An 18,993-nucleotide genomic window follows, 5' to 3' on the forward strand; every position below is an offset into this window, starting at 1 on the left:
ATCATGCCCTGCTCAGGGTTGTATTGCTCCGCCATGGCCGTCACAGCACATACCGGCCGTCCTCGCACCGGTGCTGAGATCCGCGCCGCTTTTCTCGACTTTTACGAGCAGCGGGGCCACAAGGCGATGGCGAGCGCTTCGCTGATTCCGGACGATCCCACGGTGCTGCTCACGATCGCCGGCATGCTGCCCTTTAAGCCGGTGTTTCTGGGCCAGGCGCCGGCGCCGGCGCCGCGGGCCACCAGCTCCCAGAAGTGCATCCGCACCAACGACATCGAAAACGTGGGCCGCACGGCGCGGCATCACACGTTTTTTGAGATGCTCGGCAACTTCTCCTTCGGCGACTACTTCAAGGAGCAGGCGATCCAGTGGGCCTGGGAGCTGAGCACCGGGGTGTTCGGCCTATCGCCCAACAACCTGGTGGTGAGTGTCTTCCGCGAAGACGACGAAGCGGAAGCCATCTGGCGCGACGGGGTGGGGGTGAACCCCAAGCGGATCATCCGCATGGATGAGGCCGACAACTTCTGGGCCTCAGGCCCCACCGGCCCCTGCGGCCCCTGCTCGGAGATCTACTACGACTTCAAGCCCGAGCTCGGCGACGACGGCATCGACCTGGAGGACGACTCGCGCTTCATCGAGTTCTACAACCTGGTGTTTATGCAGTACAACCGCGACGCGGAGGGCACCCTCACGCCGCTGGCCAACCGCAACATCGATACGGGCTTGGGCCTCGAGCGCATGGCCCAGATCCTGCAGGCGGTGCCGAACAACTACGAAACCGACCTGATCTACCCGCTGATTGAAACGGCGGCGGGTTTGGCGGGGGTCGACTACCGCGGCCAGGGCGACAAGGGCAAAACCTCTCTCAAGGTGATCGGTGACCACAGCCGCGCCATCACCCAGCTGATCTGCGATGGCGTGACCGCCAGCAATTTGGGCCGCGGCTACATCCTCAGGCGCCTGCTGCGCCGCGTCGTGCGCCACGGCCGGCTCCTCGGCATCGACAAGCCATTTCTGGCGGCGATGGGTGAGGCGTCGATCACGCTGATGGCCGCCGCCTACCCCCAGCTGCTGGAGCGCCGTGAGGTGATCCTGGCTGAGCTGGAGCGCGAGGAGGCCCGCTTCCTGGAAACCCTCGAGCGGGGCGAGAAGCTGCTGGCGGAGGTGCTCGCCGCCAAGCCCAAGCAGATCAGCGGCGGGCAGGCCTTCGAGCTCTACGACACCTACGGCTTCCCGCTGGAGCTCACCGAGGAGATCGCCGAGGAGCACGGCCTCACGGTGGATCTGGCCGGCTTTGAGGCGGCGATGGAGGCCCAGCGCCAGCGGGCCAAGGCCGCGGCAGTGAGCATCGACCTCACCCTGCAGGGGGCGATTGAGCAGATGACGGCCGCCGTTGAGGCAACGGCCTTCAAGGGCTACGAGGCCCTGGAGCATCCCAGCTGCGTGCTGGCCCTGGTGGTGAACGGTGAGCCGGCGGAGCGGGCCGTGGCGGGCGACGCGGTGCAACTGGTGCTCGATTCCACCCCCTTCTATGGCGAAGGCGGCGGCCAGGTGGGCGATCGGGGCGTGCTTTCGGGCGACGGCGTGATCGTGGCGATCGAGGCGGTGTCGCGGAATCGCAGCGTGTTTGTGCACAGCGGCCGCATCGAGCGCGGCAGCCTGGCCATCGGCGAGCTGGTGAACGCCCAGGTGGATCGGGCCTGCCGCCGCCGCGCCCAGGCAAACCACACGGCCACCCACCTGCTGCAGGCGGCGCTTAAGCAGGTGGTGGATCCGGGCATCGGCCAGGCCGGCTCGCTGGTGACCTTTGATCGGCTGCGCTTCGATTTCCACTGCCCTCGGGCCGTGACCCCGGCCGAGCTAGAGCAGATCGAGGCCCTGATCAACGGCTGGATCAGCGATGCCCACACCCTCCAAGTGCAGGAGATGGCGATCGAGCAGGCCAAGGCCGCCGGCGCCGTTGCGATGTTTGGCGAGAAGTACGCCGAGGTGGTGCGGGTGGTGGATGTGCCCGGCGTGTCGATGGAGCTCTGCGGCGGCACCCACGTGGCCAACACTGCCGAGATCGGCCTGTTCAAGATCGTGAGCGAGGGCGGCGTGGCTGCCGGCATCCGCCGCATCGAGGCGGTAGCCGGGCCGGCGGTGTTGGCCTATCTCAACGAGCGCGACGCGGTGGTGAAGCAGTTGGGCGAGCGCTTCAAGGCCCAGCCCGGCGAGATCGTGGAGCGGGTGGCGGCCCTGGCTGATGAGCTCAAGGCCAGCGGCAAGGCCCTGGCGGCGGCCCGCGGCGAGTTGGCGCTGGCCAAGGCTTCAGCGCTGGCGGGCCAGGCCCAGGCTTTTGGCGAGTTCCAGCTGCTGGTGGCCCGCCTTGATGGCGTCGAGGGGGCCGGCCTGCAGAGCGCGGCCCAGGGCCTGGCCGATCAGCTCGGCGCTGGTGCTGCCGTGGTGCTGGGTGGTCTGCCGGATCCGGCCGATCTGGCCAAGGTGATTCTGGTGGCGGCCTTTGGCCAGGCGGTGATCGCGGCCGGGCCCAAGGCTGGTGCCTTCATCGGCGCGGTGGCCAAGGCCTGTGGCGGCGGCGGCGGCGGCCGGCCCAACTTGGCCCAAGCGGGTGGGCGTGATGGCGCCGCCCTCGATGGGGCCCTGGAGCAGGCCAAGGCCCAGCTCGTGGCGGAGCTGGGTTGAGCCTGACTCAGCCAAGCTGTTGCCAGAAAGAACCGAGGCCCGATGACTTGGAATCTGCTGCGGTTGCTGCCGCTGCTGTTGCCCTTGCTTCCCGCCGCTGGGTTGGCCCAGTCCCAGGTGCAGCTCGCTTGCACCGGCACCCTGGTTGAGGCTCGCGGTAGCGCCGAGCTGAAGCGACCCACCCAGCGCTTGCGCTTTTCTCTGACCCTGGAAGCGGAGGAGCCCAGCACCGATGCGGCGCTGGCCAGCCTGCAGCGACGCCTGGCCAAGGTGCGCACCAGGCTCAAAAGCCTGCAGGTGGTTGATCTGGAGGTCACCTCCCCCTCCACCTGGCAGCGGCCCGCTAGCCGTGACAAAGCTGGGGCGGTGCAGGCCAGCCTGCAGGTGTCTGGTCAGCTAGCGCCTGCCCAGCTGCAGCCACTGGTGCGTCAGGTGGGCGGGCTGCCGGGGGTTCGCCTGTCGCCTGTGGCCACCGAGGCGGATGCGGCGGGTGATCGGGCCGCCAGGCGGCAGTTGTTGAGAGCCGCCTACCAGGACTCCTTGCAGCAGGCCCAGGACGTGGCTGCTGCGATCGGCCTGCGGGGACTGCAGCCCCTGGAGGTGCAGCTTGAAGGTGGGGGCAGGCCGGTGGCCATGCGGGCGCAGGCCATGGCTGATGCGGCAGTTCCACCCTTTGACCCCGCTGAGCTGCCCGGTCCGATGGAGCGCCTCAGCCTGCAGGTGCGCTTCTGCGCCCGTTGAGGTGCACTAACGATTCAATTGTGGTCAAATCCAGATATTGGCTCCAATGTTGAGCCGGCAGGCCTCCTATCTCCCCTACATCGTGGCGCCATTTGAAGCGTTCAACCTGTTTTTGATGCTGGCGATGGGCCACTTTGTGGCTGATTTCGCCCTGCAGGGTGATCGCATGGCCGTTGAAAAGTGCCCTGGCCAGGGGGTGGTGTTGGGCTGGGGCTGGTGGTTGGTTGCCCATGCCGGCATCCATGGTTTTTTTGTGGCCTGGATTACGGGGGTGCCCCTGGTTGGCCTGGCGGAGTGGTTGCTCCATGGCCTGATTGATTTGGGCAAATGCCGCCGCTCTTACGGCATGGGCATGGATCAAGGTCTGCACCTGCTTTGCAAGTTGGTTTGGACCTTGGTGGCTGTGAGTTGTTTCCCCGCCTCTGGGCTGACGCTCTAGCCCGGTTTCCATAGGCTTGGCTCACGACCGCGATCTGAGCACCCTGCTGCACCTGATCCTTAGCAAGTCCCGCCAGCTCACCAACAGCGATCACGGCACCATCTTCCTGGTGGAGCTGCCCGATCCGCGCCAGCAGCCCGAGGCCAGTGATCAGCTGTGGTTTGCGGTGTCCCAGAACGCCACCATCGAGGCCCGCAGCGGTGGGCCATGGATGCCCAGGTGCTCGACATTCGCTTCCCGTTGTCGCCGGAGCGGCTGGTGGGCTGGAGTGCCCTGTCGGGGGAGGTGCTCAATATTCCGGATGCTTATCAGCTCGATCCTGGGCTGCCCTACCGCTTCGACCGCGGCATCGACCAGAAGCTCGACTACCGGGCCGTGTCGATGTTGACGGTGCCGATGCGCTCCACCAACGGCGAGATCGTTGGGGTGTTGCAGCTGATCATCGCAAGCACGATGCGGCCACCTTGATCACCCCAGAGACAGCCCATGCCCAAACCCGACCCTTTGACGCTTTCGACCAGACCCTGATCTAGGCCCTGGCCAGCCAGGCGGCCGTTTGTCTGGAGCGCACCCGGCTGCTGCAGGGCCAGGAGCAGCTGATCGATGCAATCATCGCCCTGCTGGCCGGCGCGATTGACGCCAAGAGCCCTTACACCGGTGGCCGGTGTAAGCGTGTGCCGGAGCCGGCGATGCTGCTGGCCGAAGCGGCCAATGGGGCGCAGCAGGGGCCTTTGGCCGACTTCCACCTGGAAGGTGAGGAGGCCTGGCGGGAATTTCGCATCGGCGCCTGGCTGCACGACTGCGGCAAGGTCACGACCCCGGAATATGTGGTTGATAAGGCCACCAAGCTCGAAACCAACTACAACCGCATCCACGAGGTGCGCACCAGCTTTGAGGTGCTGTTGCGCGACGCCCGCATCGCCCAGTTGGAGGGTCAGTTGGCCGGCGGGGATGCCACCGCACTGCAGCAGAGCTACGACGCCACTGCCGCCGCGCTGCAGGAGGAGTTTCGCTTCGTGGCCGAGAGCAACGAGGGGGGCGAATTTTTTGGGCCGGAGCAGGTGGAGCGCCTGCAGCAGATAGCCCAGCGCAGCTGGCAGCGCCATTTCGACGACAGCCTCGGCCTCTCCTGGGAGGAGCGGGCCCGGCGCTGTCCCGCTGGCACCGAGCCCGAGGTGCTGCCGGTGAGTGAGCCGCTGCTGGCAGATAAGGCGTGGCACGTGATTCCCCGCTCGCCCCAGCTACTCACGATCCCCGCTATGGCTTCCAGATGGAGGTGCCGGAGCATCTCTACAACCTGGGCGAGCTCCACAACCTGGCGATCTCACGGGGCACTCTCACCGCCGAGGAGCGCTACAAGATCAACGATCACATCGTGCAGACGATTGAGATGCTGGAAAACCTGCCCTTCCCCCGCAATCTTTCGCGGGTGGCGGAATACGCCGGCACCCATCACGAAACCCTCGATGGCAAGGGTTATCCGCGCCGGCTCATGGCGGCCGAGCTCTCTGTGCCCTCGCGGATCATGGCCATCGCCGACATCTTTGAAGCCCTTACCGCCGCCGATCGGCCCTACAAGAAGGGCAAAACCCTCTCGGTGTGCATCGACATTCTGGCTGGCTTCCGCGACCGCAACCACATCGATTCCGACTTGTTTGAGCTATTGCTGCGCTCCGGCTTCTACCGCACCTATGCCGAGCGCTACCTGCGGCCCGAGCAGATCAACGAGGTTGATATAGAGAAATATCTGCAGAAAATTTAGTTCTGCAGAAAAATTAGCCCTGCAGATAGGTGGTCTGACGCAGGCTCGCTTCCAGGTGGGCCATCAACCGGCGGGCGTCGCTGATGCCCAGCGAGCCTTTGCCGATAGCTGCCTCGCTGGCCACCCGCAGCCGCTCCAGCAGCAGCTCCGGGTTGTGCTCCATCACCTCCAGCACCTCGGCATTGGTGTCGCCGCGCACCACGTGATCGAGTTGGTAGCCGCCGCTGGCCTTGAGGCGGATGTGCACGGCGTTGGTGCTGCCGAACAGGTTGTGCAGGTTGCCCATCACCTCCTGGTAGGCGCCACCGAGGAACATGCCGATCCAGTAGGGCTCCCCTGGACGCAGCTTGTGCAGCTCCAGCAGGGGTTTCACCTGGTCCCGCCCCGTGTGCCCGGCCGGATCGATGAAGCGGGCGATTTTGCCGTCGGAATCGCAGGTGAGGTCGGCAAAGCTGCCCAGGGCTTCTGGTTTTTCGTCGAGGCGGTGGATCGGCAGCACCGGAAACAGCTGGTCGATCGCCCAGGTGTCGGGGGCCGAGCGAAACACCGAGAGGTTGGCGTAGTAGGTGGAGGCCAGGGCTGCTGGCAGGGCCCGTAGCTCCTCGGGGATCACCGTGGCCGCTGGCAGCCCTTTGAGCCGTTCGGCGATGGCCTGGCAGCATGCCCAGGTGAGCTGCTCGGCTAGGCCCCGCTCCGGCAGGCTCAGGTAGCCGAGGCGGAAGGCGGCCAAGGCGTCGTGCTTGAACTTGAGGGCGTCGTTCCAGGCCTCCTGCAGGGCTTCCACGCTGGCCTCAGGCGCTGTGATGGCGGCGTAGGTGTCGCGCAGGTTGCGCAGGATTAGGGCTTCGCCCTCTTGGGGTGTGGGCTCGGCACCGGGCAGGCTGCCGGCGCCGAGCACGTCGAACACCAGCACTGAGAAGTGGCTCGCCAAGGCCCGGCCGCTTTCGCTCACCAGGGTGGGCACGGGGATGCCGTGGGGTTCGCAGCACTCCTTCACCGTGGCCACCACGTCGTTGGCGTAGTTCTGCAGCGAGTAGTTGGTGGAGGCGGCGCTGGCGGTGCGGCTGCCGTCGTAGTCGATGCCCAGGCCGCCGCCCACATCCAGGTAGCCCATCGGCGCCCCCAACTTGGTGAGCGCGGCGTAGATCTGGCCGGCCTCCTGCAGGGCGTCCTTGAGCACGGCGATGTCGTTGATCTGGCTGCCCACGTGGAAGTGCAGCAGGCGCAGCTCGCCCAGCAGATCGGCCGCCCGCAGAGCCTCCACCGTGGCCAGCAGGTCGGGGATGCCCAAGCCAAATTTGGCCCGCTCCCCCACTGAGCTGCCCCAGCGGCCGGTGCTGCGGGCCGAGAGCTTGGCGCGGATGCCGATCAGGGGCGCCGCACCCAGCTCGCGGCTGGCAGTGATGATCCGCTCCACCTCATCGGCCTGCTCGATCACCACCACCGGTTGGCGCCCCAGGCGCCTGGCCAGGATTGCGGTCTCCATGTAGCGCTGATCCTTGTAGCCGTTGCAGATCAGCAGCGCTTCGGGGTCGTCGATCAGCGACAGGGCAATAAGTAGCTCCGCCTTGCTGCCGGCTTCCAATCCGAAATGCCAGCGCCGGCCGCTGCTCACCAGTTCCTCCACCACGTGGCGCTGCTGGTTGCATTTCACCGGAAACACCCCCTGGTAGCGGCCGGCGTAGCCGTACTGGGCGATCGCCCGCTCGAAGGCGCCGTGCAGGCGCTCCAGCCGGTCTTCGAGGATGTCGTCGAAGCGGATCAGCAGCGGCAGGCTCAGATCGCGGCCCTGCAGCTCCTGCACCAGCTCCACCAGGTCGAGGGAGCCGCCCCGGTCGCCCCGGGGCTGCACCATCACGTGGCCGCGATCGCTCACGGAAAAATAGGGGTCGCCCCAGCGATCCAGCCCGTAGAGGGCGGCGCCGGCGGCGGCTGACCAGGTGTCGCTGTTCGACGCGCTCACGGCAGGGGGCTGGTGGGGGGCGGTGATCACGGCACCACTGTGCTTGCCAATGGGCAGGGCCGCCGCGGACGATGGGCCGGATTGACTTCTTCTCCATGGCCGCCGAACGCTCTTTCATTGCCATCAAGCCCGACGGCGTTCAGCGCGGTCTGGTGGGTGAAATCCTCGGCCGCTTCGAGCGCAAGGGCTTCAAGTTGGTCGGCCTCAAGCAGCTCACCCCCAGCCGCGAGCTGGCTGAAAGTCACTACGGCGTGCACCGCGAGCGCCCCTTCTTCGCCGGCCTGGTGGACTTCATCACCTCTGGTCCAGTGGTGGCGATGGTGTGGGAAGGCGATGGCGTCATCGCCAGCGCCCGCAAGCTCATTGGCGCCACCAAGCCCCTCGAGGCTGAGCCCGGCACAATCCGCGGCGATCTGGCTATCAACATCGGCCGCAACGTGATCCACGGATCCGACGCCCCCGAAACCGCTGAATTCGAAATCGGCCTGTGGTTCCAGCCCTCCGAGCTGAGCGATTGGAGCCCCGCCGACCAGGTGTGGCGCGTCGAGGGCTGATCAGCTCCGCTCAAATCGCCGCCAGCTGAACTTATTCAGCTGGTTCTGTTCTGCCGTACCTAGGTCGCCAAGGATTGCTCCCGCCACCAATTCAGCGGTGATCGCGGCCAGCAGTACGCCGTTGCGGTGGTGACCCGCCGCCAGCCACAGGCCGGGGATGGGGCTGGTTCCCAGCAGGGGAGCTTCGTCTGGGGTGTGGGGCCGAAAGCCCCACCAGCGCTCCATCGGCGGCCAGGCGCTCGCTTCCGGCAGCAGGCTGGCCAACCCCTCCTGCAGCTGGCGTTGGCCGGCGGGGGTGAGGCCCTCGCTGAAGCCGGCCTCGGCTTCGCTGGTGGCCCCCACCACCAGTAGGCCGTCTTGCCGCGGCACCAGGTAGGTGCCGGGCCCAAAAATCACCCGCCGCAAGGCCTGCCGCGGCCCCTGCAGCGACAGCATCTGGCCCTTCACCGGAGTGATCGGCAGCTGGGGCAGTAGCTGGGCGCTCCAGGCACCGCAGGCCAGCACCGCCCGCTCGGCAGCGAGATGGTGCTCCTCCCCTTCGGCGCTGCGTAAACGCACGCCGCTGAGGGCGCCGCTCGGGCCGCAGACCAGCTCCAGCACCTGGCTGCCCTCCTCAAAGGTCACCCCCAGTTCCACGCAGGCCCGCTCCAGGGCGCGCATCAGCCGGCGGCGGTTGTCGATCTGGCCGTCCTGTTCAAACAGCAGGCCGGCCTGCCAACGCTCGCCGATGCCGGGAATCTCTTGTTCCAGGCCGCGGCGATCGAGCCGCTGGCCGAAGGCGGCGGTGGCATAGGCATCCCGCTCCGCCGAGGTGGCAAAGGGCACCACGATGCCGCAGGGCCGCAGACCGCAGCTCAGGCCGCTGTCGGCTTCGATCTGGGCCACCCAGGAGGGGATGAGCTGCAGGCTGGCCTGCCCCAGGGCGAGTAGGTCGCCGCTGAGCCCCTCGGCGTGGGGCGCCAACATGCCGGCCGCTACGAAGCCGGCGGCTTCGCTGCGGCGCCGGCTCAGCACCCGCACTGCCTCGCCGCGGCGGGCGAGCTGGTGGGCCAGGGCCAGGCCCATCAGGCCGCCCCCCAGCACCGTGATGGCTGGCCCCTTGGCTGCAGTCATGGCTGGGCAGGCGCCGCTGGCTCCAGCCCCAGCACTGTGGCCCCGCAGGAGCGCAGGGCAGCGTCAGCGGTGAGTAATAACAGTGGTTCCTGGCGGCTTTGCACGAGCAGCAGCTGGTCGAAAAGGTCGCTGGGGGCGGCGCTGCTATCGAGCTCGGCCAGGGCCAGCAGGTGCTCATTGCTCAGGGGCAGCCAGTGGAAGTGCTGACGGGTCACCTCCTGCTCCAGGCGAGCCAGGTCGAGCTGCACCCGGCCTTGGCGTTGCTTAAGGGCCAGTTCCCAGAGGCTCACCTGGCTCACGAACACCTCGGCCCCGGGCGCCTGCACGGCGGCGATGGCCCAGGCTGGCAGGCGCGGGTCGTCGGCCAGCCACCAGAGCAGCACCTGGGTATCGAGCAGCAGGCGTTTCATTGCAGCGGTGCGTCGAAGTTGGCGGCGATGGCAATGGCGTGGCGCATGGCACCCGGCGCGTGGGCGGCGCTGGGGCTGGGCACCCAGGCGCTGAGGCGGGCTACCGGTTTGCCTGCTCTGGCGATCCAGATCTCCTCGCCCTGCTCCACCTGGAGCAGCAGGCGGGAGAGCTGGGTTTTGGCCTCGTGCACATTCACCAGCTGGGGCCGGTTGCTTGGCGTTGGCTCGGTGGGGAATGGCGGGTAGGCCATGGCTGTAAAAAACCTCTGGACTTAGTTTTAGCTTAGCTAACCAGCGCAAATCGCTAGCCGCCCCCTGCCCCTCCTCATAGGATCGGCTGAGGCATTGATACAGGCCATGGCAGGCGCGGCAGTAGCACCAGCATCACCAGTCAAGTCCCAGCAGGCCCCTTGGGAGGCGGTGATTGGCCTGGAGACCCATGTGCAGCTGGGCACCGCCAGCAAGATTTTCACCAGCGCCTCCACCGCCTTCGGCGACGCCCCCAACACCCATATCGACCCGGTGGTGTGTGGCCTGCCTGGCACCTTGCCAGTGCTGAATCAAAAGGTGCTCGAGTATGCAGTGAAGGCGGCCCTTGCCCTCAATCTGCATATTGCTGCGCACAGTAAGTTTGATCGTAAACAATATTTTTATCCCGACCTGCCCAAGAATTATCAGATCTCCCAATTTGATGAGCCAATTGCTGAAGATGGCTGGATTGAAGTGGAGGTGGCCGAAAAAGGCAAAGAAACCTATTTGAAGCGGATCGGTATAGAAAGGCTTCATATGGAAGAAGACGCTGGCAAGCTGGTGCACGCAGGTAGTGATCGCCTAGATGGATCCACCCACTCCCTGGTGGACTACAACCGCGCCGGTGTAGCCCTCGCTGAAATTGTCAGCAAACCGGATTTGCGCACCGGCCGCGAAGCGGCGGAATACGCCTCGGAGATTCGCCGGATCATGCGTTATCTGGGCGTGAGTGACGGCAACATGCAGGAGGGTTCCTTGCGTTGCGATGTGAATATCTCCGTGCGGCGTGGCCCCGATGCCCCCTTCGGCACCAAGGTGGAGATCAAGAATATGAATTCCTTCTCGGCTATTCAGAAGGCGATTGATTACGAGATTCAGCGCCAAATCAAGGCCTATGAAGCCGGTGAGCCGGTGCGGCAGGAAACCCGCCTTTGGGACGAATCCAAGCAGCTCACCAAGAGCATGCGTAGTAAGGAGGGCGCCAGCGACTACCGCTACTTCCCCGATCCCGACCTTGGCCCCATCGAGGTGAGTGACGCCCAGCGGGAGGGCTGGCGCGCCGAGCTGCCCGAGTTGCCCGCTGCTAAGCGGCACCGCTACGCCGACCAGCTGGGTCTGTCGATCTACGACGCCCGCGTGCTCACCGATGAGCGCTCGATGGCCGAATACTTCGAGGCCGCGGTAGCGGCCGGCGCCGACGCCAAGGGCATTGCCAACTGGGTCACCGGCGATATTGCTGCCTATGTAAATGCCAACAGGCTGGCTATTGCCGAGTTGCCCCTTAAGCCCGAGCAGCTAGCTGAGTTGGTGCAGCTGATTGAGGGCGGAATTATTAGCGGCAAGATTGCTAAAGAGATTCTGCCCGAGTTGCTGGAGCAGGGTGGCTCTGCCAAGGCGATCGTGGCGGAGCGTGGTCTGGGCATGATTAGCGACCCCGCAGCTATTACTGCGATTGTGGAGGAGCTGCTTGCCGCCCACCCCGAGGAGGTGGAAGCCTTCCGCGGCGGTAAGAACAAGCTGCAGGGCTTCTTTGTGGGTCAGCTGATGAAAAAAACCGGCGGCAAGGCCGACCCCAAGCTCGCCAACCAGATCCTGATTCAGAAGCTCAACGGCTGAGAGTGTCCTTTTTGATGAGCAGTCGAGGCGCCTGCCGCCATGCCATGTTAATTAAAGTTACTGGCATTGCATTTATTCGCAAGGAAGTTAAGGTTTTCTGGTCTTATTTGAGTAAAGCAAGTGTCCAGCTCCCAATTTGAGTTTGGTGCTGCTGAAAACAAGCATTTCAGCGCCTTAGCCAACTTTTGCCTTGTTTCGGCTTTGGCATTGGTGGTTTATGCCGTAGCAAACGCATCATTTCTGTTCAATGTGATTGCAAGCGGCAAGGTCTCCTTGATGCTGCGAACCCTGGATGACGCTATTCAGGCGTTGTCGGCATTGTTTGCGGCCTATCAGCTCAATCAAGCTGCGAAAGGGTTTCGCAAAATTGTCAACACGCAAGGTGATGACCTTGCTCTTTTAAATCTTTCTAGTCAAAAGCTGCGGCTTGTGTTTGCTAGCTTGGCAGTAATGCTGGTACTGCTGGCAATCCGATTCATACTGGATTATCCGGCCCTAATTAGTTGGATCAAGGCTGCCTGATCCACGCTTGCGCCTGCTCCACTTCGGCGACGAGCTGCTCGGGACCGCCCCGGTTGTTGAGCACCACATCGGCCAGCTGGCGCTTGCGCGCCAGCGGCCACTGGGCGGCTATCCGGGCGCGGGCATCTGCCTCGCCCAGGCCATCTCGGGCCATCAAGCGCTGCAGCTGCTGCGTCTCGTCGCAGTCCACCAGCCACACCTCGCTGCAGATGGTTTCCAGCCCCGCTTCAAACAGCAGCGGCACCACCAGCACCACTAGCGGCTCCGCCCCCAGCTCCTCTAGCTCGGCTGCGAAGCGCGCCCGCACCAGCGGATGCACTAGCTGCTCCAGCCACTGCCGCTCAGCCCCATCGCCAAACACGATCTGTCCCAGGGCGGCGCGATCGATCTCTCCGCCGGGCGCCCGGATCCCAGCCCCGTAGCGCTCCAGCACCGCGCCGGCCCCAGCGCTGCCCGGCGCCAGTGCTTCGCGTGCGAATACATCCGCGTCAAGCAGCGGCAGGCCCCGGGCCGCTAGGAGCCGGCCCACGCTGCTTTTGCCGCTGGCGATGCCGCCGGTGAGGCCAATGCGGCGTGCAGCAACCATGGCTTGAGAAGGGGCGTGACGCTATTCCATGCTCAGGTTCGCAGCAGCTGCAGCCCGTGACCCACCCCTGGCACCCGATCCCCGGCGGCATTACTGCCCCGGTGGGCTTCCAAGCAGCCGCTGTCACCGCGGGCCTGAAGGCTTCTGGCAATCCCGACCTCTCCCTGTTGCTGGCGCCCGAGGGCGCCGTGTGCGCCGGCACCTTCACCACCTCGGTGGTGCGGGCCGCCTGCGTGGACCTCTGCGCCGAGCGTCTGGCGGCCTCCGGCGGCCGCGCCCGGGCGGTGCTCACCAATTCCGGCCAGGCCAATGCCTGCACCGGCGACCGGGGCCTGATCGATAGCTTGCGGGCCACCCAGGCCGTCGCCGATCGGTTGGGGTTAGCGCCAGAAGAGGTGCTGATCTGCTCCACCGGTGTGATCGGCGTGCCGATTCCGATGGGCACCTTGCTGGCGGGTCTTGATCCCTTAGTGGCGGCCCTCAGTCCCGAGGGTGGCGCCGCGGCAGCCACTGCCATCCTCACCACCGATCTGGTGGCTAAGCAGATCGCCCTGGAGGCGGATCTGGGCGGCCGCAGCGTGCGCATTGGCGGCATGGCCAAGGGCTCGGGCATGATCCACCCAAATATGGCCACGATGCTGGGCTACCTCAGCTGCGACGCGGGCGTGCCCGCCGAGGTGTGGCAGGCGATGGTGCGGCGGGCGGTGGATCGCTCCTTTAATGCGATCACGGTGGACGGCGACACCAGCACCAATGACACGTTCCTGGCCTTTGCAGCCGGGGAGCTCCTAAGCCACGAGCACTTCGAAGCGCTGGAGGCCGGCCTGACGGCGGTGTCGCAACACCTGGCCAAGGCGATCGCCCGCGATGGCGAGGGCGCCACCTGCCTGATCGAGGTGCAGGCGCAGGGAGCCGCCGATGAGGCCGGCGCTCGTGCCATTGCCCGCACCGTGTGCGGCTCGTCGCTGGTGAAATGCGCCGTGCATGGCCGCGACCCCAACTGGGGCCGGATCGTGGCTGCCGCCGGCCGGGCCGGCGTGCCCTTCGACTCCGAAGCCGTGGCCCTCTGGCTGGGCGAGCACCAGCTGATGGCCGCTGGCCAGCCCCTGGCCTTCGATCGCACCGCCGCCAGCACCTATCTGCACAGCGACACAGTAATAATTCGCCTGGTGGTGGGCGATGGCTCTGGTACAGGTGTGGCCTGGGGCTGCGACCTTTCGGCTCAATACGTCCGCATTAACGCCGATTACACGACGTAGAGGCAAACCCGTTGCGCTGGAAGGGTTTTGAGGGGTGACTGGGTGACGCTTACGGAACGCTTACGGAGGAGACAGACGTAAATCCCAGTGCTCATCTGGAAATTGATACGTTCAAGTCGATGCTTTTTTCTCAAATCCGTTGGCAGAAGTGGATTTTTTCCGTAAGCAAGGCACCTCACCCACCCTCAGGACACCACCCGACCCGAATCTCCCGCCGAGCGACCCACTGAGAACACCTCTTAGTCAGGTGCTCCCCCTGAGGAATCAGACCCTGGTGAATTGGACAGGTCAGCAAGGTGATGCAGTGCCTGCCCACCTCATAACGGAAGTGCTGGCAGGTCATACAAACGCTTGAGGAGCGGGAGGGTTTCAGGACATTCCACTCAAGGAACTCCCACTCTTCAGCGGGGACGGCAGGTGGCACAGGAGCGGCAGCAGGCATCGCACAAGAGCAGATACACCTGTACTACTCACGCTGAGGCGGTGAGGTCAAGGAGTCCACTGAGTCCCTTATCGCCAAGGCAGTCGCCAACAGCAGAAAGCGTCCATACCCTGCTCACAAGACCCAACAAGACCCGATGAAGCGCCTGCTGCTACTCGCCCTGACCGCTGCGACGCTGTTGATGGGTACGACTGCTAGCGCCTGCGAGAAGCACTTGAACGGTCATCAGAACGGATCTGACACCGACCTGGAAGGCAGCAAGAAGTAGGTCACTCGCCTCCTACACCCCAGTCCGCTTGAGCACCTTTTTGCCGTATCTCTTCTGAACCTCAGGCAGAAGGGACTGCTGAACCTGCCACATAAAGGCATCCACACGCTCCCTCCGTTCAGCAGAAGAGGCGATGTGCTCCGAAAAGGAACCTGCGTGGCACAGATCCACCAAAAGACTTACCTCTTCCTCGCTGAGGCATAAAAGGTGATCGGTTCCAACTGATGTAACCCGCATAGTCCTGGCGTTCAGTGAACTCAGTTGTCCTGAGGGGGCGAAGAGACAGCATTAGGCATCTTGAGACCATCAAAGAGTTGCCCCAGCACCGTTGCCATCCTTGGTGGCAGTGCTGCGCCAGCAACGGACTGAGAAGCGATCACCAGCAGAGCAGACGCCTCAACAAGCGCCGCCGCCTCTGCGTCACTCAATAGGGGTAGATGCTTGCTATCCAAATGCGTGATCCTCATGGGTCCAAGTGGAATCAGGTCAATTGAAGTGACAAAAGATATGCATAGAGGCAGATATTAGCCCACCCCAATGATTCAGCAAAATGTATCAAGGGCAATCGCAAGCACCGATTAACAAAGGAGGAATGAGTTCCTTGGTCTCTCAACCACGTCGGGGGGGCTCGGTCAAAAAACTCCATTCAAATTAAAATTAAGATACAAGCGTAGCCTGAAATAGCACGATTGTTTCACTATTTGGCGCAATTGCACCTTCGGGGTACGGTGGCACGGAGTGGAAGTCTAGGTATGCCTGTGGCTGAAGAAAGCTTGCAAAAAAGACATTGGAATAACCTCCACCCTCAACCGAGAATTGAAATCCCCCGCTGGTTAGCTGGGGGCTTTGCATTGTTTTGTCATAGGCTATCAAGTTGTCTCCTAAGTATCCGGTATTTCCCGGAATAGAGGTGCCGGCAGGGTAGAGACCCGTGATTTTATCTCCATTTCTTTTGCCTTTTATGTCAATTATATTGACGTAGCCATCCCCGTCCGTGTCGGTATCCGTGGTGAATTTTCCTCGGGCTTTGATTTTTGGTCCAGCGTAATTTTCCGGAGTCTCATACCTCCACTTCCACTTCAACGTAGATATTTCTGTGCTTGTCTGTTTGCGCTTCGTGCCTGGAGCAAGAGTGTGTGCGATAGCAGTTACAGTCATGAAAAGAGGGCTAAGTTTTCAAATAATAAGTGTTATAGCAACGTCCCTGTCTGAATGTTTGACAAAATCTAAATTTCTGCGTATTTGGGATGATGTCTTGCGGTTATGAGGGATTGGACCAGGACAGGCATCCGATGAGCTCAGGGGCAACCACCTCGGCAGGGCGGCAGAAGAAGGATTGGGGGAGGTGCTGGGAGGACTTGGTGGCTATGGGAGTGGCTTTGGATCAGGACGCGGATGGCATCCTGCTGCCAACCCAATAACTGACCTAAAAACCCATATGCCGCAACACTTTGCAGCAATGTGTGGGCAATATTTTTAAGATTTTTTGATGCAGCGCTCCATCCGTCTCAGCCTGTCGCTGGCAAGCACTGCCGCACTGGCACTGGCATCACTGCCTCTTGCCATCAGACCTGCAGTGGCTCAGGCGGCACCCGCAGCATCAGCAGAGCCAAAGGCTCCAAGCACCGAGGCAGCAGACCTTGGCGTGATGGGCGTCAACCTCAGGGATGCCGTCAAGTTCAACTACGGCTTTCAAGGGGCACTGCAAGGTGCTGGCACTCCTAACCAAGCAGGCATTGGCGCCTTTATTCCACTCCACGTCGGCAGCAACGGCGTTGCCTTTGTGGATGTGCTCGTGAATGCCAACTTCAGTGACTACAGCGGTTACAGCAGCATCATTAATACTGACGTTTCAGGCACCACCTTCTCTACTTCCACACGCCTGGGTTACCGCTGGCTCAACAGCAACCGCTCTTGGATGTTTGGTGTCAATGCGGGTTATGACAGCCGACCGATGGCAACAGGACCTGCCGATACAGGTGTCACGGTTACGAATTCCCAAACGGGGTTTTTCCAGCAGGTATCCGCAGGAGTAGAGGCAGTTTCTAATTCCTGGAACTTTAATGCCTATGCTTTGGTGCCGATTGGCGATACGGAGCAGCAGCTCAATAGCTTTTATCAAGGTGGGGCACTGGATACCTACGGACTGGATGTTGGTTACAGCATTACTCCTGATTTGCGGGCTTCTGTTGGTTATTACTACCAAAGCGGTGACCTGGGAGCTGCTGATGGTTCTGGAGTTCGGGGCAGACTTGCGTACAACCTGACAAATGGTCTCACCGTTGGCGCCAATCTCTCCTACGACCAGGCATTTGAGACCAGGGTTTCGGCAGACATCAAATATCGCTTTGGCACTAATGGCTATGGAGCGCCGAGCATTAGAAAGCAGCAGCCTGTGGTGATGCCAGTTATTCAGGCGCTATCAACAACGCCAGCCAATCGGGATGTGCGGGTGCACGATGCTTTTCTGCCACCGGTTCCTTTTGTGTGTTTGACCGGAACCTGCCCACCACCACCTTGACCGGCAACCTTGTGCCCACCGCCTTTACTTTGAGCGCCCCAGCACTCTACCGCTCAAACCCCCTGCACCCACAGGGGCTTTTTATTTCTTCAATGACGCCCAAAGCATCAAAATGCCCTCCAATACCTGGCACCTTCGCCTACCTCCACCGCCAATCTTGAGCCACTTTTCCTGCCAAAATAAATCCCAAATAATTCCAACCGCAGCAAAGACAGGCACCTCTATTCTCTGCCTCTACTGATACATTTATTTCCCCAACACAACTACCAAATACTTCGCTCCCTGTCGCCATCACGGATGCCGTTGGCACGTCTAAATCTCACTGCTATCTGCTGCCACTCGTCAGGTATTTGATTGAGGCGACAATCAAAAGCGAAAGGTAGTTGCTGTTGCCCTGGTGATATTCGTTTCTTTTTGCTCCCACTGGTCTCAACCAATCACTTCAGCATCCTTGAGCCCCAGTGGCACTTAGGTACTCCTTTGCTGTGATGGCGATACTGCTGGCAGAAACGCTCATAACGCTTGGAGCATCCCTTTAGTGTTGGTGCCAGTGTTAGGAAGCTTGGGTGCCATTCACTGATGCCATCACTCTCCAACCTGCCGTAGTGCCCGTAGTTGCTATATGGGTCATAGAAACCCTTCCTTACTCCTGCTGCCAGTGGATTGGCGTGGATATACCTGAGTGTATTCAGCACTCTTCAGTGGTCTTTAGGGGCAATCGCTGTGGCGTAATACCGTGCCTCCCAGAAGTGCCCGCAACGCCCAGCAAGGCGGTTGAGTGCCATCGCTGAATACCAGCCAATCCAGTGCATCAAGCGGGGGAGTTGAGAGGCATCATCAGGTCTGATGAGGAGGTGCAGGTGATTTGCCATCAGACACACCGCATACAACCTGTGTGGGATTTTTGCTTGTGCTTTGGCGAGCACTGCCAGCAGCACATCCCTTCTCAACCCTTTGGCAATCAGAAACTGACGGCTGTTACATCTAAGCGTGATGTGAAAGGAATAACCCTGCGGTAGGCAGCGTGGGGAACGGGGCATTTGATGAGAGCATCAGGTCTTTACCTTGATGCTCTGCCCTTTGGCGTCTTGGCATACTCCTGCTGGATTTGGCTGATGAGAAGACCCTGAAGGTCTCTATAAGCCTTATTGACCTTCTGCACCTCCACAAGCATCGCTGCCTCCACATCAGGCAGCCGAATGGTGATGGTCTTCATTTGAGTGCCTCCAGTCGCTCCAGTTTCTCAGCAATCGCTTCTCTACAGAATGCTGAGATATTCAGGCAACGGCTTCTCTTCAGGAGCAGCAGTGCCTGGTGTAGTTGCTGGGCGTCGCCTTCTGGGTAGGTGATGGTGAGTTGGTGGCGTTCATTTATTTTTCATTGATAGGCTGCTTTTGTCGTAAGCAATCAACTCTGAAATCGCTTAAGCCTGCTCTACTACCTCCAATAAATCCTCAATCCCGCAGTCCAGCACCGAAACGATCTTTCCTGCCAAATCCAAAGAAAGTGCTGATGCCGCTTTCTGATCGTTCCGTGCCAGTCGGGTAATGGTGGTTGCTGCCACTCCTGCCGCCACTGCCAGACCATTCATTGTGATTGCCTTCTCACCCGCCTCTGCCCTACGCAGATTTGCCTTAGCGAGCGCCTTGGCGAGGGTCAGACGAACTTGCTTTGCCATGAGGCACACAATACCTCAAGCACCCTGAATGGGCAAAGCAGTGCTTGCTAACTATGCTCCCGTGTCAGGCACGGATACCAGAGTGTCAGGCGCCAAACCTAAGCACTGCTTGAACCACGACAAAACCCACCAGGGCGACTAAGGCAAGAAGTGATGGGAAACCAGTTGCGACCATACCGACTCC

At 62.2% G+C, this 18,993-nt stretch carries 20 protein-coding genes and 1 pseudogene; 11 read left to right on the forward strand and 10 right to left on the reverse strand.

All coding sequences use genetic code 11. The annotated features are described in order from the left end of the window. Positions 1-33 precede the first annotated feature (33 nt). The 4 genes from alaS to U9970_RS13360 all read left to right on the forward strand — a co-directional run bounded on the left by alaS (position 34) and on the right by U9970_RS13360 (position 4,333). A complete protein-coding gene (gene alaS / locus U9970_RS13345) occupies positions 34-2,685 on the forward strand; it encodes an alanine--tRNA ligase (protein ID WP_322764600.1) in 2,652 nt (883 codons plus the stop codon). A gap of 42 nt (positions 2,686-2,727) precedes the next feature. Continuing rightward, positions 2,728-3,426 (forward strand): SIMPL domain-containing protein, encoded by a 699-nt coding sequence (locus U9970_RS13350; RefSeq protein ID WP_322764601.1) that lies wholly within the window; start codon positions 2,728-2,730, stop codon positions 3,424-3,426. Positions 3,427-3,472: 46 nt separating this feature from the next. Then, positions 3,473-3,865, forward strand: coding sequence for a DUF3307 domain-containing protein (locus tag U9970_RS13355; protein WP_322764602.1), 393 nt, complete (start codon positions 3,473-3,475; stop codon positions 3,863-3,865). A gap of 207 nt (positions 3,866-4,072) precedes the next feature. After that, positions 4,073-4,333, forward strand: a complete 261-nt coding sequence (locus tag U9970_RS13360) for a GAF domain-containing protein (protein ID WP_322764603.1) — start codon at positions 4,073-4,075, stop codon at positions 4,331-4,333. Here the strand turns inward: U9970_RS13360 and U9970_RS13365 are convergent. Then, positions 4,231-4,971 (reverse strand): hypothetical protein, encoded by a 741-nt coding sequence (locus U9970_RS13365; protein ID WP_322764604.1) that lies wholly within the window; start codon positions 4,969-4,971, stop codon positions 4,231-4,233. The genes U9970_RS13360 and U9970_RS13365 overlap by 103 nt on opposite strands. A gap of 107 nt (positions 4,972-5,078) precedes the next feature. On the opposite strand from U9970_RS13365, the gene U9970_RS13370 reads away from it, so the two are divergent. Beyond that, positions 5,079-5,627 (forward strand): HD-GYP domain-containing protein, encoded by a 549-nt coding sequence (locus tag U9970_RS13370; RefSeq protein ID WP_322764605.1) that lies wholly within the window; start codon positions 5,079-5,081, stop codon positions 5,625-5,627. Between the two features lie 13 nt (positions 5,628-5,640). On the opposite strand, the gene speA is transcribed toward U9970_RS13370, so the two are convergent. Then, positions 5,641-7,590 carry a biosynthetic arginine decarboxylase gene (gene speA / locus U9970_RS13375; protein WP_322766146.1) on the reverse strand — a complete coding sequence of 650 codons (1,950 nt, stop codon included), beginning with the start codon at positions 7,588-7,590 and terminating at the stop codon, positions 5,641-5,643. A gap of 95 nt (positions 7,591-7,685) precedes the next feature. On the opposite strand from speA, the gene ndk reads away from it, so the two are divergent. Further along, complete coding sequence (gene ndk / locus U9970_RS13380) at positions 7,686-8,144, forward strand: nucleoside-diphosphate kinase (protein ID WP_106502738.1); 459 nt, start codon at positions 7,686-7,688, stop codon at positions 8,142-8,144. Here the strand turns inward: ndk and thiO are convergent, their stop codons facing one another. From thiO to U9970_RS13395, 3 genes are read right to left on the reverse strand one after another with little or no spacing between them, the layout of a single operon-like run. After that, positions 8,145-9,257, reverse strand: a complete 1,113-nt coding sequence (thiO, locus tag U9970_RS13385) for a glycine oxidase ThiO (RefSeq protein WP_322764606.1) — start codon at positions 9,255-9,257, stop codon at positions 8,145-8,147. It lies immediately after the preceding gene. After that, positions 9,254-9,667, reverse strand: a complete 414-nt coding sequence (locus U9970_RS13390) for a type II toxin-antitoxin system VapC family toxin (protein ID WP_322764607.1) — start codon at positions 9,665-9,667, stop codon at positions 9,254-9,256. Before U9970_RS13390 ends, thiO begins: the two co-directional genes overlap by 4 nt. Continuing rightward, positions 9,664-9,918 carry a type II toxin-antitoxin system Phd/YefM family antitoxin gene (locus U9970_RS13395; RefSeq protein WP_322764608.1) on the reverse strand — a complete coding sequence of 85 codons (255 nt, stop codon included), beginning with the start codon at positions 9,916-9,918 and terminating at the stop codon, positions 9,664-9,666. Before U9970_RS13395 ends, U9970_RS13390 begins: the two co-directional genes overlap by 4 nt. A 106-nt stretch (positions 9,919-10,024) precedes the next feature. Here U9970_RS13395 and gatB point away from each other — a divergent pair, with 106 nt between their 5' ends. Then, the gene (gene gatB, locus U9970_RS13400; protein ID WP_322764609.1) at positions 10,025-11,533 is read left to right on the forward strand and encodes an Asp-tRNA(Asn)/Glu-tRNA(Gln) amidotransferase subunit GatB; all 1,509 of its coding nucleotides are present in this window, start codon (positions 10,025-10,027) and stop codon (positions 11,531-11,533) included. 120 nt (positions 11,534-11,653) lie between these two features. Then, on the forward strand, positions 11,654-12,055 hold the full coding sequence (locus tag U9970_RS13405; protein ID WP_322764610.1) for a hypothetical protein: 402 nt from the start codon (positions 11,654-11,656) through the stop codon (positions 12,053-12,055). Here the strand turns inward: U9970_RS13405 and coaE are convergent. Beyond that, on the reverse strand, positions 12,042-12,641 hold the full coding sequence (gene coaE, locus U9970_RS13410) for a dephospho-CoA kinase (RefSeq protein ID WP_322764611.1): 600 nt from the start codon (positions 12,639-12,641) through the stop codon (positions 12,042-12,044). The genes U9970_RS13405 and coaE overlap by 14 nt on opposite strands. 56 nt (positions 12,642-12,697) lie before the next feature. On the opposite strand from coaE, the gene argJ reads away from it, so the two are divergent. Together argJ and U9970_RS13420 are read left to right on the forward strand one after the other, a co-directional pair. Further along, positions 12,698-13,900 (forward strand): bifunctional glutamate N-acetyltransferase/amino-acid acetyltransferase ArgJ, encoded by a 1,203-nt coding sequence (gene argJ, locus U9970_RS13415; protein ID WP_322764612.1) that lies wholly within the window; start codon positions 12,698-12,700, stop codon positions 13,898-13,900. Positions 13,901-14,478: 578 nt separating this feature from the next. After that, on the forward strand, positions 14,479-14,610 hold the full coding sequence (locus U9970_RS13420) for a hypothetical protein (RefSeq protein ID WP_322764613.1): 132 nt from the start codon (positions 14,479-14,481) through the stop codon (positions 14,608-14,610). Positions 14,611-15,267: 657 nt separating this feature from the next. On the opposite strand, the gene U9970_RS13425 is transcribed toward U9970_RS13420, so the two are convergent. After that, positions 15,268-15,768, reverse strand: a complete 501-nt coding sequence (locus U9970_RS13425; RefSeq protein ID WP_322764614.1) for a hypothetical protein — start codon at positions 15,766-15,768, stop codon at positions 15,268-15,270. A gap of 331 nt (positions 15,769-16,099) precedes the next feature. Between U9970_RS13425 and U9970_RS13430 the strand changes: the two genes are divergently transcribed. After that, entirely contained in the window at positions 16,100-17,131 is a 1,032-nt protein-coding gene (locus U9970_RS13430; RefSeq protein ID WP_322766147.1) for a carbamoyl-phosphate synthase, read from the forward strand. Positions 17,132-17,394: 263 nt separating this feature from the next. Here the strand turns inward: U9970_RS13430 and U9970_RS13435 are convergent. The 3 genes and pseudogenes from U9970_RS13435 to U9970_RS13445 form a co-directional block, all read right to left on the reverse strand. After that, positions 17,395-18,171 (reverse strand): annotated as a pseudogene (locus U9970_RS13435) (transposase). Positions 18,172-18,191: 20 nt separating this feature from the next. Beyond that, positions 18,192-18,347, reverse strand: coding sequence for a hypothetical protein (locus U9970_RS13440; protein WP_322764615.1), 156 nt, complete (start codon positions 18,345-18,347; stop codon positions 18,192-18,194). Between the two features lie 207 nt (positions 18,348-18,554). Beyond that, positions 18,555-18,809: a helix-turn-helix domain-containing protein gene (locus tag U9970_RS13445; RefSeq protein ID WP_322764616.1), complete on the reverse strand. Its 255-nt coding sequence runs from the start codon at positions 18,807-18,809 to the stop codon at positions 18,555-18,557. Between the last annotated feature and the right edge of the window lie 184 nt (positions 18,810-18,993).

Origin of the sequence: Cyanobium usitatum str. Tous (genome assembly GCF_963920485.1) — a bacterium.
Classification (GTDB): Bacteria; Cyanobacteriota; Cyanobacteriia; order PCC-6307; family Cyanobiaceae; genus Cyanobium_A; species Cyanobium_A usitatum_A.